Raw genomic sequence first — 13,253 nt, 5'->3', positions numbered from 1 at the left:
TGTTACAGATATCAATATTTTCTATAAGGAGATGCAGTGAATTACAAACATCAGTGGCATAACACGTCCTAACAAAAATAGATTTCATTTTAAATTATAGGTTTTATTTTCTGCCAACGCCTCAATGACAACTTTGACAGCCCGTAGTTTTCCCATGGTTGAATTTATTTTCTCATAAACCTGGTTAGAAGCAACACCAATAACCTCTTCAAACTGTGGATACAAATTAGCTAATTCATCATACTCCCCCTGCTCTCCCCATAGAGATTGTATTTGATTCTCATAATGGCTATATCTTTTATTTAGTTGAGGTAGCGCGCCCCTCTTTAAAGGAGACGTTTCATCCTCTTGTGAAATACAAACCGCAATGGTCGCATCACAATATCCCCTCGTTTTAATAAAAGTCATTTTACGTCCATTGGATTTTTTTGAAAGTAAACCTTTATCTACCAACTTCATTATTTGCAAATATATATAACTATACCCTGTCGCATTTGTATAAGAAGTGTTTTCATTACCATACCCAGCCTTTAAACATTCAACCACTGAAAAATCATTAAGCCCTTTAGCTTCAAGAGCTATGTATATTGGTGTTGGTAAATAGATAGTCGACATTGATTAGATATTCTCCATTGACTTCAGAAACAACAAGTAAAAAATCAACAAATAGGGATTATAGTCCCTTCACATGTGTTCAGCAACCAGAGATAGTTTTCGCCTCAAGAGAGGCGATAAATGCATGATATAGCGAAGAAATTTGGGAATAAGTTGCGAGCAAAACGAACTGATCTCGGCATCACCCAAGAACAGCTAGCCTTAATGGCTGATATCGATCAGAGCTATGTGGGACGTATCGAACGAGGAACGGTTAATATCACGCTTGAAAAAGCCTATCGCCTTTGCGAGATACTGCAATGTGATATTCGTGACCTTCTTCCGTAACTTCAAGAGCTGTCAGCATTGGCGTCTGCCGAACATCAGCACTCCCACCCACAACCTGTAGGACTGCTGAATCAGATTGGTTCGTACCTTTTTAGGATTCCTAGCATCCCAGCAAAGCGCCATAATCCGGCTTTGGAATCGCTCCCTGTTTCCTGGACACCTAACTTTAAGGTTGCGCCAGTTTCGTCACCTTCTGTGCCCAGCGGGCGAAGAGCAGGATATAGATTATAGGTCATCCAGCGAAATGCTGACCCTGTCGAGTGAGGCGATTCGCTCATCAGCTATACGGTTTAGCTCGGCATCTTCGGCCAGCTCGACATAGTAGGCAAAGAGTTCTGGTGGCACACAGTAAAAGGCTGGTTCATTGTTGTTGAGGATGGCAACAGCTGAACCATGGCCTTTCTTTAGTGTCCCCATCGGGTTGCGTTTCAGTTCGAAAATACTGGCCACAGTGGCAGAGAAGATCTGATAACTCATGGTTAAGCCCTGGTAGGTTTAGCGACTTGGTAATGGTAGCGACTGTACCACCTAAAATGGTGTCCGGGATTATTAGACCATACACATGGCGGGCCAAGATGGTGGTATCGGCCTGCGGATAGAACAGGGCCGCCAGTTGGCCATCATCAAGCTCGGTGGGCAAGAGCCAGGTCAGGCCGAGCGCCTGGGCACTTTTGAGGAGTTTCTGGATGGAGCCGACACTGACCTTGGTACAGACACTGATCTGGCGAAAAGAGAGCTGAACCTCCAGCCGCAGTCATCATGGGCGGCGGGGGCGCAGTCCGCTTTACACTGACCAGACCATCTATACCTTCCTGATACTCAAGGGCATTTTCAACCTCTCCCTGCGGGCGACACAGGGCCTGCTCGACTCGCTGTTTGAGCTGATGAATGTGCCGCTGTGTGCCCCTGACTACAGCTGTGTCAGCAAGCGCGCCAGCACTGTGAAGGTGGCATACCTCCAGCCACCCAAGGGCAAGGTTACCGATTTGGTTATCGATTCCACCGGCTTGAAAGTGTTTGGCAAGGGCGAATGGAAGGTCAGAAAGCATGGCCATGACAAGCGCCGGGTCTGGCGCAAATTGCATCTGGCGGTGGACCCGGCGACCCACGACATCGTGGCAGCCGAGGCCTCGTTGGAAAATGTTCATGATGCCGAGGTGTTGCCGACCTGTGCAATCCGCTACGCCGAGCCCTTGGGACCGTGTATGCCGATGACGCATATGACACCAAGGCCTGCCATGAACTGATAAAGCGCAAAGGAGCCAAGGCTTGTATTCCGCCGCGCAAGAATGCCGGTTTATGGGAAGAGGGGCATCCACGTAATGAAGCGGTTTTGGTGATGCGTAAGGAGGGGCTGACTCACTGGAAGCAGCAGTCCGGGTATCATCGGCGCTCATTGGCCGAGACGGCGATGTATCGGTTCAAACAATTGATGACGGGAAAAATCAGTCTACGTAACTACAACGGACAAATGGGAGAGATCATGGCCTACGTGTGTGCGATGAACAAACTGAATGCTCTTGGTCTGCCGGTTAGAAAGCCCCAAGTGTAGCTATCACCTGGGGCTGGGGAAGTTGTGGCCTAATGGCTGATTTGGGCAACAACGCCGGTGCTATCCCAAGTTGAACGCAGTCAGCCTAAGCATGAAACTGACCGCGCTGGGTGGGGGCGTCCATCACATCACTACAATTAGACCACTACATTATAATAATGTGGCGCCACTAATCTTGACACCACATTATTAAAACACGTTAAAGTTAGAAATTAATAATCAACCTAGGTGCCACACTAGAGCTCCCTTCAGAACTATTTATCTGAGGATATGTGTCAAATGTACTTTCTGGACTTAATGCGAAAGACAACCTAGGTTGCTCGTACTTCCCATCGCTATTTTTAACTCTAGCAAGGGCAGCTTTAAATTGCTGGGTGACATTAAAAGAATAAGGTGAATCATGAATATTATATTTCAACATAGTGGAGAATTCCGGTTGAGAATCACCCCATTCAGTCGATATCATTGCAGGGGTTGACTTATTTGCACTTAAATAGTACTTACTTTGGTAGTCCAATAAACTAAATGCTCCACCACCATGCTTATATATTCGAACACTGACGTTTTTGGGATCTCTGAAGCCATAAAGCCCGATATATTCATTCAAGTTAAAAGAAATAAATGAAAATGTTTTTGAGTTTGCACAAAACGAACAATCGTCTTTTGCCAATTGAATCCTTGTAGTGCTAGGTGCAGATACCTGTTTGGGTTCGTATGCATAATACGCCATATCCTCATCAGAAACCATTGAATACGTACCGTCACTGTAATAAGTATTAATCTGTGGTTTATTATACTCTCCTGATGCAGAACAATATCCTTTTATAGATGGAGAATTACCCTTCCCTAACCGAATATCGAGACCTAGCGCTGAATTTGTTTCAGATATACCAATCTGCTGAGTATTTATCAATCTGTTAATATCTTCATTAGGAGAGAATGTGCTATTTCCAGACTCATTAAATATTGTTGGATACTCTTTCATGGAAATATAGTAAGGAACAAAATCTCCGCTAGAGTCCTCCCCGTTCGCCATCTTAATATCTTGGTTGAGGATGTTATCATGGAGTGTATCGCTATTGTTCTTAGCCGTAACAACCAGACTCACATTATCTACAACGGCAGTCCCGCCTTTAATGGTAATTGATGGTATAGTTTTAGTGCCAAGAATTCTATTCAGATGCATTAAAGGAACTTCATCTGTTACAACTGTATATAACTTAGTATCTCTACCATTGGTTGTGTTTTTAACATAGCTAAACGAATTATCATCGCCATCAATATCATGAAGATTTGTAAACGTAGGAGTTATGTTACTATCGACTAGATATCTTACTTTAAGCCGCCCAGTAACGTTCAGACCATTCTCTTCTACAGCCGCAAACCCGCTAATAGAAAGACCTGATTTATAATTAGATGCTAATATAACATTCGCTGGGTTGAATTTCGTTACTACCTTATATCCTTGTGTACTATCTCGTTCAGAATAAGTTTTTGTAACTCTTACCTTTGGTGTTGTCAATAATGTAAACAACCCCATAGGTTCATCATACAATGGATATGATAGGTTTGTTACTGCGTTCTCATCGAAGTTTTTCCATGCAGTATTCAAACTTCCGGGCAGCCTCAGTTTAACATTAATACCATTATCTGATAACGTTGATGTACCTCTCAAATATATCTCAGAAAATGTTATTTGAGGGATAATTGGACTGAAGTTCTGTACTGCTGCAGCTTGGGTCCCCATGATTGAACCAGCACCGCCAAGCACGCCAGACATAGCTTTTAATCCCGCTGTCACCGTTGAACCACCTGGAGCAAGCTCCATCAACCCTCCCAGGAATGCTGATGCTGCGCCGAGTGCATCGCTAGCTACCGCATTTGAAGTAGCTGAATCATTAACGCCATTAAATAGTTCATTTAAATCATTAAGACTACTTACTGTATAGCTACCAGCTTGATCTAAGTTGTCTTGTAAATCACCAGACACATCCATTAAATATCTTGATGGATCACCTATATTTTCATCGGTGATATTCTGGGATATACCTATAGAATGCCCATACAACTCGACATCTGCAACCGCCTCAGGCTTGATAGAAACAGTTAAATCAATATCCATCCCGGGAGAGCATGGATCTAAATCAAGGTTAAAATCTGCAATTCCCCAAGCACCATCTTGCGAATTATTAATTGCACCAAAACCTGTTTTATTACTATTGAAAAATTTTGCATCAACAGCTTTAGTACCATTAAATATCTTGGTCTTTCCCGATGTGGCAAGAATAACAGACATGCCAGTACCTAGAGCATAGCCAGGAAAGAACCCCATTACCCTTAGTTTTGCGGTCATTCTGTTATACAATATGATGTAGGGATATTGATTTGTGGTAAACGAATCGCTCCCATCTGCTGACCAAGAGGTCTTAGCATTTTTATAATGAGACATTTTATATCCCAAATTGAATTTCACTATCTCCCAACCCTCATCTGGGCTCATATCCGGGATTTTATTTAAATAGGACTTGGTTTTATAATTTCGCGCACAGGTTGTCGATGGAGGAAGCATGTTTCCTGGCCCCATAATGTCGCTAGTTAGTAGCTTTCCACCGGGGATATTATATAACGACTCTACTTCGCAAATATAAAATGGACTTACGGCCAGCTCCTCACTGCCTTGCCAATTTGCCATTCCAATTTGGAAATGCTGCGTTCGCCAATCAAATATATTTTTCCTTGTCGCTTGAATATCTACATTTTGATTTGGATAAAACGAATGCTCTGGGTGTGTGATCGTCGCGGACTGCCTCCAACGGGAATCAACATCAGAGGGTGTTTCAGCATGAGCGCACAATGGCAATGAAATAGATAGGACTATATAAGCTTTACTTTTTTTCATCGAATTAAAACTCCCTTGTTTATTAAAAAGCATCCATCCATATTATTTCAAGATAAAACAAGCATGATAAAAGTAGCATACTGATTAGATGCTGACTGCATTCAAAAATCAATAAAAACCATTCCATTCAACGACAATCAATTAAAAATCACCTTGAGAAGGCGTTTAATTTAAAGCATTATTTCTAAAGGTAGCAACTTTGCGAGCCAACAGGTAAACCAAGGATATTCATTTTTTTATCGCCTTCACCATGGTTAAGGTTTTTTCTGATCAACATGAGGTTAAGTGACGAACAAATGATAGGTAACAAAAAGCCGAGCAAGGTGAAGTATTGTGCGGCTTTTGATTAACTTTATCTTGATGGATCTTTAAGGGAAGATACCACCCAGTTCGGCAGTGATCACTGCGCTGACCTGAATGCGCTCACCCGGAGCAATATCGGTAATGATTTGATCATTGGAAACGTTGACGGCCAGTGCATAATCCTCCTTTAGTGTGGAACCAATATCCAGCGGCTGGCCATCCGCGATAAATTTCAAATTGGCACCACTCATATCGGTGGTAGAAGCATCAACTGCATAGGAAGCCAGCCCCCACTTCACCTTGCCAGAGACAGGATCACCCACAACAGGTGCCGCGGCATCCCCGGTATTATCGTGGGCTTCGACATTGATCGCCGTGGAGGTGAACGTACCATCAGTCTTGACGTTCAAAAAGCCGGCACGGATAGGGCCACCCAAATCGCCGGTAATAACGATATCATCGCTGGCCACGGAAAAAGGAACCAGCCCTTTCCAGGTCAGGGTCTCGGCAGCCTGAGTCGCAGGCAGTGCAGCATGGGCACCGGCAGACAGAGCCATCAGCAGAGATGTCATCACAATTCTACTTTTTTTCATTTTTCTTCCTCTGTTTACTCATATATAGCAATACTCATATCATACAAAAAAAACCGCCCTAGTCTTGAGCAATGGCGCATAACCAATGCTTTTATACGAAACAACTACAACACACTTAATAGTAATGGTAGATAAGGAAAAAATTTATAACATACCAATAACATGCATGTATCAATGAGTGACTACGCTTTTATGGAAAATTATGTTTTTAGCATCAAATATTCGCTTTTCAATTTCCAAGGTAGTTGCCCCCACTAACCATGCGATATTTTCAATACTCATACCAAGAACAACTTTCAATACCAATGGCTCTCTTAGATAAAGTGGTAATTGAATGATCTCACCCATCATTTTATCAATCAGATGATTGACCGATGCACTCGGATCACTCTCCGTTAGATAACTATATCTCCTTCTCTCTGTATTCACCCCCTCATCCAGCTGATGATGCTGACAATATTCCCTTAGCATTTTTGCCAACCAGGAAAGTGGCATCTGATGCCAAGTATGTGACAACATCAATATTGCTCGTTCCTGAACCAGAAAAACCATGCTCTTTGACAAATCCTGATTCTGAGTCAGAAAATATGCATATCGATATAATGCAGCGCCAATTAAATTTAATGCTGGCTTATCGTCCATCATTCCTCCCGATAAACATCTGCAATGATATTAGTCTCAAATGGTAAAACTAAATATATCCACTTCATTTAAAGATGCCGAATTATGCAGCCCAACATTCGATAATCGCCCACTGTGGCGGGCTCTACTGGCACATAGGACTCATGTGCTCACATTCAAGAGAAAATCACTACAAAGCAATAATGAAAATAAATCAACACACTGCACAGAACCTCTTTATTCATATATGTGATAATTTAATTCACACCAGCAACATTGACTTATTGCGAAAAAAAATTTGCAAATCGCACAAAGATGTATTTTTATTGCACGATTTATAAAGAAATTAAAAAATTCATACTTAAATAATTGCATGACCGGCTGTAATTAATTAAATTCCGTCATTTTCACCAATCCATCCTCGGCCGTAAATAGAGACCACTACCATGTTGAGTTCACCTTGCCTCTATGCCAATGTGTTCATATGCAGGGCGATCACCGAGGGATGGCAGGGAAAGATTTTTCACATAGAATCAAAAAATCCGCTCAAACAACAAGGATGACACCCAATGTACATAGTCCGCAGTACCATTCTCTTCGGCTACGAGACTCTGATGAGATCCCTCAAAGGCAACCCACAGCAGGCTCTGCTGGCCCAAGGAATGAGCTCCGCACAGATCCGTGATGGTAATAGCTACTTATCCCACGAAAGCGTATGTCAGTTGCTTGAAGAGAGTGCTGAGGTAACAAACGAGGCTGCATTTGGTTTCAAACTGGCAAAAAAACAATCCCTCAATGAGTTGGATGCACTGGAACTGGCCATCTTTTTACAGCCCACAGTCAGGGATGCCATCCAATATGTGAAAGCCAATCATTATATCCATGCTAATGGCACCATTTTTATCACCAGTGAACAGAATGGCCGTCAACAGCTCTCCCTTGCCCACCTGTTCAATAAAGAGGGAAAATATAAACAGATATGTCAGCTGGCAGTACAACGGACCCATGACCTGATCGTAGCGAAACTCTTGGGAGATACCAACAAAGCAATGATTCATTTGACCCAATCAGCGCCTAATGAAACATATGCTGCCATGAAGCACATCAAATTCAATGCAGAGTTCAATGGCGTTTCCTTTCCCCTCTCTTGGCTTAACGCCGAATTCAAATTCGAACGACAGCATGTACTAAAATTTATCGATTCACAGTTAGATGGTTTGAAACAGGCATACCCGGATAATCTGGTCTCGATGATTTCACATCTCATCAACGAACTATTACCCAGTGGTGAGTGCAGTGTCGAACGCATCGCCAATATCCTCGATATGCACCCACGGGTTTTGCAACTAAAACTCAAGGAGCTGAATACCAGCTATAACGCCATCCTGAAAGAGAGCCGTCTGCAATTGGCCTTGAACTATCTCAAGGAACAAAATACCAGCATGACAGATATGGCCTTGCATCTCGGCTATTCCGATGTATCGACCTTTAGCCGAAACTTCAAAGAGTGGACTGGGCTCTCCCCTACCCAATGGAAAAAAGCTGAAAAAAGTCAGGATGACATCATCAGTAACAGTTAATCCGTAATCCAAGATCCCGCCACCGAGATGAGAGCAAATCGGCCCAGGTGATCACTCGACTGGGCCGCCTATCACCCTGACTGGCATATTGTTTCAGCAATATCGGGGCATTACGGCCATCCATACGGAAGGGGGAAATATACAAGACTCGCACCCGATACTTGTAGCCGCCCGGAATAGGGGTCTTCTGCTCTTCTGCCTTGATAATATGATGATACTTGCGGATGCGCGTAAAATCATCGGTGATCTGTTTGGCCTCCACATTGAACAGCGGGGCCAATTCGCTGGCACTCATAAAGCCCTGATGTTCATATAATCACTGAGCAACCCAGAAGTATCTGGGCATGAGTTGCATACTCATCTCACACAGAATATTTGTCGAGTGACCGCTGGTTGGGCAATATCGTCATCCCCACTGTCTACCATGGTTCCTGTTGCTCTTTTTGCCACTGCAAGGGGGAAACACCGGTCCAGCTTTTAAACTTTCGACTAAAGGTCGACACATCCGAAAACCCCAGCTCAAAGGCCACATCGGTTACTCGCATATGCTTTCTTCGCAACAATTGATAGGCCAGCGCGACCCGGCACTCCTGCAAGATCAGGCTGTAAGATCGCCCCTCCTCCTGCAATTTCAGTTGCAGTGAACGGACCCCGCAGCCCAACACGCTCGCGACTTGAGTCATGGTACATTGCCCTTCTCGCAGCAGCCGGTTAACTACAGAGGATACCTGCTCGGAATAAGAGTGCGGAAAATTACTGATCAACTCATCCATATATCTATCGACAAATTGCAGCATCTGCTCTCGCCCTGCCGATAAGGAGGCCGTTAGCCACTCTGCAGGAAAACTGACCCCGTCAAAATCCGCGGAAAAACAGACATGGCTGTAATGCCGTTCATGAATCGGCGGTCTGGGCTGGCGCAGATGGATCCTCATTGCGCCGATATTGTCTACCTGGACCGAGGTCAGATAGTTATAGAGATGCTGGCAGGATGACTGACGGAGCTGGTTTAGCGGACTTTCATCACAAAATTCATATTCAATGCTCACTTGCACCCAGCCATTACTCTGTTTCACTGTCAGGATCTGGCCATTGGCAAACAGATAAGCATGGGACAACAGATAATCGAGTGCCTGCTTTAGATGTTTTTGCAGACAAAAGCCTAGCGAGAGCGGCCCCAACAAGTCCGGGCCATGACTACTGGCCAACTTCAAACCAAAAAGCGGCATATTCAAAGTCTTGGCAGTTGCTTCCAGCAATTCTGCATAACGTAGATATGAAACAAACCCTGCGGAATCGGATATATTGACAGGTAATAACCCCACCTCGCTCAATATTTCTTCATAATGTCCGCCCAATGTATGAACAAGTTGCTCATATCCTGTCAAAGTCACGTTACTTACTAAGTACATAGTCGAAGAATCTCACTAACCAAGCATTAAATAAGGAACTCTCTTTGTGCCCCCCTCTCTGCTTTGTGAAAAGCCTGTTCAAATCATACCTATCTAATGATACAACAAAACCAAACACATATTTGATCAGTTGCGAATAAGGGTTTGTTTTTTACGAAATAACCACATAGAAATTAGCCACACCGTCTATCAATAACCATAAAGCAAGCCATGTTAATAATATATAAAAGCCCCCAAAATAAAGTAATATTTTGGGGGCTTTCTTATATTAACGCCTGGCAATGTTGTGCGTTATTTGCTGTTAGAGTGATGCGTTCAAGTGGACGAACCTTATTATGGATTAAAGTGGTCAGCCGAGGCGTAAACCTTAACGAATACAGGTCACGAAGAGGTAGTCACCGTCGACGTAGTTGCCTATTCCGCCGGTATTCATCGCGACGCCCTGGTGATACCCCGGAACGTTCGTAGTAGTGCTGCTCCAGTAGGGTCTGCCGACGGACCACCCGATGCTATTAGAGACATTGCCGGTCTGACGATACAGAGCCTGCAGCTCGGCTGCGGTTGGCAAGTGCGCGGCGGGAGACAGTCCTCTACAATAGGAATCGGCATCTTTCAACGTACGCATGGTCTCGTCAGGAGTCGTGAATGAAGATATCCCTTTATCATTCACGGTCAACGACGTCGTGGTGCTGATCGAGGGGCCGGTACCGTCAAAATACTTGGCCTGGATGGTGGTTGCGCCACCACTCACGCCGCTCGCCAGGCCGTAGTAGGTGATAGTGGCCACGTTATCATCAGCGCTTGACCAGGTCATCCAGAGATCATTTGTGACATTTTTTGTACTGCCATCCGACATATCCGCGATAGCTGTAAACTGAATTGTTTTCCCAGCTTCTACTGTCGACGCTTCCGGCGTTATATGCAAAGCGGTCACTGTGGGCGCATGCACAGTAATCGCGGCACTCGCTACCTGGCTAATACCGTGGCTATCGGTATAGCTCGCCTGAATCGCCGCCGAGCCGCTGGCCTTGGCCGTGACTTCGCCCCCCACCACACTCGCGACTGTCGTATTGCTCGATGACCAGCTGGCCGCCGCCGTGACATCTTCACTCGCACCGTCATCATAGTGAGCCGTCGCGATCAGATCCAGGGTAGCCCCGACATCTAATGTTGCGCTGTCTGGCGTCACCACCAGACTGCTCAACCCGGAAAACACCGTCACCGGATGGGCGGCGGCATCGGCGCCGGAGAAGCTGGCGCTGATATCGACACTGCCGGGAACAACACCGGTCACCACGCCGGAGGCAACAGTGGCCATTGCCGGCTCTGACGAGGCCCAGCTCGCTTCCGCGCTCACATCGACCACATCGCTCGAGTCATAGGTGGCGGATGCGGTCAGGTTGATGCTATCCCCCATCCGCACCTTATTGGTCCCGCTGATGGTCAGGTTGCTGACCAGGTTTTCAATAAAGGTCACCGCCGTGTTGAGGGTTTGGCTCAGGTAGTTGGCGTAGACCGTAAAAGGGCCCGCAACCGGTGAATCCACGCTGATCTTTGCCTTGCCATCGGCATCCGTCATCACCTGCTTCTGGCTAAAACTCAGGTTGGCATCGCTTGAGTAGAAGTAGACCTTCTTCAAGGCCAGCGGACTGCCATTTCCGCTCGTCACCAGCGCCTCCACTTCATCGTGAGTGCTGCTGGTCGGGCCGCCGCTCAGATACTGGTTATCCACTGTGGTCTCCAACCCCGTCAGCAGGCCAGAGTAAACACAGGTCACCCCCGCTGGCGTCATCATCGGATTGAGGGCGGAACTGCCCGACACCAGATCGTAAACCTGACCATTGTTTGAGCTGTCCAGCGCCTCCCCTGTCCAGTAGGATTGCTCCACCGGCCAGTTGTCACTGCCAGAGGGATCCGGTTTTTCATCGTGCAACTGGTTCATCTCGGCAATGGTGGGCAACACCATGCCCCGGGCGGCACACAGGGTCAGTGCCGCTTCATAGTTAAACAGCGCAACCTGATAGGTGTCGGTGGCGTTGGTCTCTTCATAGAAATCCTGATAGGGAATGCCGAGACCATCAGCCAGGTTCTTCTCCCAGGGGGCGGTATAGCGGGTGCCATCGCTTAAAACGATGTCGCTCCACAGGCTCTTTGCCTTGACGGTAATGCGCACCACCCCGATGGCATAACCCCCGTTGTGATCGGTCACATAATAGGAAACGTCATAACTGCCCGGCTTGTCAGCGACAAAGTCAAAGCGGGTGTTGGTCAGTGATATGGCATCCGTGGCTGACACGGTCGCATCGAAGGCGTAGGCATCGGTCAGTTGTAGCGGATCACCATTCGGATCGCTGATATGGTCTTTGACATCCACCGTCACCACGGCGCCCGGCAATACATCTTCCGGCCCGGGGAAGTTCTCGGCCAGTGGCATGCCATCGGCCGACTTGGAAACAGAGACATCAATGGCGCCGGCACGCACCTCGGTGCCATCTGCACTGAGGTAGCTGTAAACCAACCGGGTGATGTCGGGCACTGCCGCCGCCGTGTAGCTGATGGTATTGCTGGCGGGATCGGCCACAGTCGTGCCGCTACCCAGCACAATCACCTCCGGTTGCAGGGTAAAGCCCGCCGGGAAGTAACCGCCCAGCTCGCTGGCCAGATCGATGGCGATCGTCTCGTTGACCACTGCGGTGTGGGAGAGAATGGGCAACATGGCAGGAGAAGAGGCGGCAGAGACCACCACATAACTAGTGGCCTGGGTCCGCTTGGGGGTGGCCCCATTGGTCGGCACATTTTCGATGGTATAGGCATAGGTACAGGCATCTGCGCTGCCGTTATCGACCCGAAACGAGAGGGCCTCGCTGTTGACCACCGGTGGTTGACACTGGCTGGTCAAGGGCTGCACCGAGACCAGTCGCAGCGCCAACCCTTGCGGATCGCTGACACGACCACGTAAAGAGACATCATTGCTGGCATTGGGCTGATTGGCGGTCAGCAACTGGTCATAGCTATCCCGTGCCTGAGGCGCCAATACCTCGACAGTGGCCGGTGCACTGCCGCCATCTGAACTGTCACCATCACCGCCACCACAGGCGGATAGCAAGAGTGACAATGTCAATAATAAGAAGACACGATATTTCATATAGTGTTTGATCCTACATCCATAACATTGTGAATTGACACAACACCGCATTGAAGACATGTGCATATGCAAGGAGATACGCTGTTGTATTCTCTTGCACGACGTACAATAAAGAGATGTTAAATGAGTGATGCAATCATGCAGCAATAGCGAAAAGCATGCGCGCCTCATCACGAACAAGAATTGACATTTAACGAAATGAGATA

10 protein-coding genes and 2 pseudogenes are annotated in these 13,253 nt (G+C 46.4%); 3 read left to right on the top strand and 9 right to left on the bottom strand.

Features of this window, described 5'->3' with window-relative positions:
• Positions 1 to 84: 84 nt before the first annotated feature.
• Positions 85 to 615 (bottom strand): hypothetical protein, encoded by a 531-nt coding sequence (locus ACFWHB_RS10710; protein WP_395950151.1) that lies wholly within the window; start codon positions 613 to 615, stop codon positions 85 to 87.
• A 120-nt stretch (positions 616 to 735) separates the two neighbouring features.
• Between ACFWHB_RS10710 and ACFWHB_RS10705 the strand changes: the two genes are divergently transcribed.
• Positions 736 to 942 carry a helix-turn-helix domain-containing protein gene (locus ACFWHB_RS10705; protein ID WP_043555730.1) on the top strand — a complete coding sequence of 69 codons (207 nt, stop codon included), beginning with the start codon at positions 736 to 738 and terminating at the stop codon, positions 940 to 942.
• A 225-nt stretch (positions 943 to 1,167) separates the two neighbouring features.
• Here ACFWHB_RS10705 and ACFWHB_RS10700 read toward each other — a convergent pair whose 3' ends face one another.
• Together ACFWHB_RS10700 and ACFWHB_RS10695 are read right to left on the bottom strand one after the other, a co-directional pair.
• Entirely contained in the window at positions 1,168 to 1,419 is a 252-nt protein-coding gene (locus ACFWHB_RS10700; RefSeq protein ID WP_395950150.1) for a plasmid stabilization protein, read from the bottom strand.
• A gap of 61 nt (positions 1,420 to 1,480) precedes the next feature.
• Positions 1,481 to 1,696 (bottom strand): annotated as a pseudogene (locus ACFWHB_RS10695) (IS21 family transposase); the annotation flags it as partial.
• A 1-nt stretch (position 1,697) separates the two neighbouring features.
• Here ACFWHB_RS10695 and ACFWHB_RS10690 point away from each other — a divergent pair.
• A pseudogene (locus ACFWHB_RS10690) lies at positions 1,698 to 2,494 on the top strand (IS5 family transposase); the annotation flags it as partial.
• A gap of 205 nt (positions 2,495 to 2,699) precedes the next feature.
• Here ACFWHB_RS10690 and ACFWHB_RS10685 read toward each other — a convergent pair.
• The 3 genes from ACFWHB_RS10685 to ACFWHB_RS10675 form a co-directional block, all read right to left on the bottom strand.
• A complete protein-coding gene (locus tag ACFWHB_RS10685; RefSeq protein WP_395950149.1) occupies positions 2,700 to 5,393 on the bottom strand; it encodes a hypothetical protein in 2,694 nt (897 codons plus the stop codon).
• 368 nt (positions 5,394 to 5,761) lie between these two features.
• Positions 5,762 to 6,289 carry a hypothetical protein gene (locus ACFWHB_RS10680; protein ID WP_395950148.1) on the bottom strand — a complete coding sequence of 176 codons (528 nt, stop codon included), beginning with the start codon at positions 6,287 to 6,289 and terminating at the stop codon, positions 5,762 to 5,764.
• Positions 6,290 to 6,460: 171 nt separating this feature from the next.
• Complete coding sequence (locus tag ACFWHB_RS10675; protein ID WP_395950147.1) at positions 6,461 to 6,931, bottom strand: hypothetical protein; 471 nt, start codon at positions 6,929 to 6,931, stop codon at positions 6,461 to 6,463.
• Between the two features lie 593 nt (positions 6,932 to 7,524).
• Between ACFWHB_RS10675 and ACFWHB_RS10670 the strand changes: the two genes are divergently transcribed.
• Entirely contained in the window at positions 7,525 to 8,490 is a 966-nt protein-coding gene (locus tag ACFWHB_RS10670; RefSeq protein WP_395950146.1) for an AraC family transcriptional regulator, read from the top strand.
• Here ACFWHB_RS10670 and ACFWHB_RS10665 read toward each other — a convergent pair.
• The 3 genes from ACFWHB_RS10665 to ACFWHB_RS10655 all read right to left on the bottom strand — a co-directional run bounded on the left by ACFWHB_RS10665 (position 8,477) and on the right by ACFWHB_RS10655 (position 13,047).
• Positions 8,477 to 8,785, bottom strand: coding sequence for a hypothetical protein (locus tag ACFWHB_RS10665; protein ID WP_395950145.1), 309 nt, complete (start codon positions 8,783 to 8,785; stop codon positions 8,477 to 8,479). The two genes, ACFWHB_RS10670 and ACFWHB_RS10665, sit on opposite strands and share 14 nt — an antisense overlap.
• 124 nt (positions 8,786 to 8,909) lie before the next feature.
• Positions 8,910 to 9,902 carry a helix-turn-helix domain-containing protein gene (locus ACFWHB_RS10660; protein ID WP_395950144.1) on the bottom strand — a complete coding sequence of 331 codons (993 nt, stop codon included), beginning with the start codon at positions 9,900 to 9,902 and terminating at the stop codon, positions 8,910 to 8,912.
• 367 nt (positions 9,903 to 10,269) lie between these two features.
• The gene (locus ACFWHB_RS10655; RefSeq protein ID WP_395950143.1) at positions 10,270 to 13,047 is read right to left on the bottom strand and encodes an Ig-like domain-containing protein; all 2,778 of its coding nucleotides are present in this window, start codon (positions 13,045 to 13,047) and stop codon (positions 10,270 to 10,272) included.
• Positions 13,048 to 13,253 lie beyond the last annotated feature (206 nt).

It is taken from the genome of Aeromonas mytilicola subsp. aquatica, from assembly GCF_044336385.1.
Taxonomy (GTDB): domain Bacteria; phylum Pseudomonadota; class Gammaproteobacteria; order Enterobacterales; family Aeromonadaceae; genus Aeromonas; species Aeromonas rivipollensis.
This window is presented reverse-complemented; position numbering and strand designations above follow the sequence as displayed.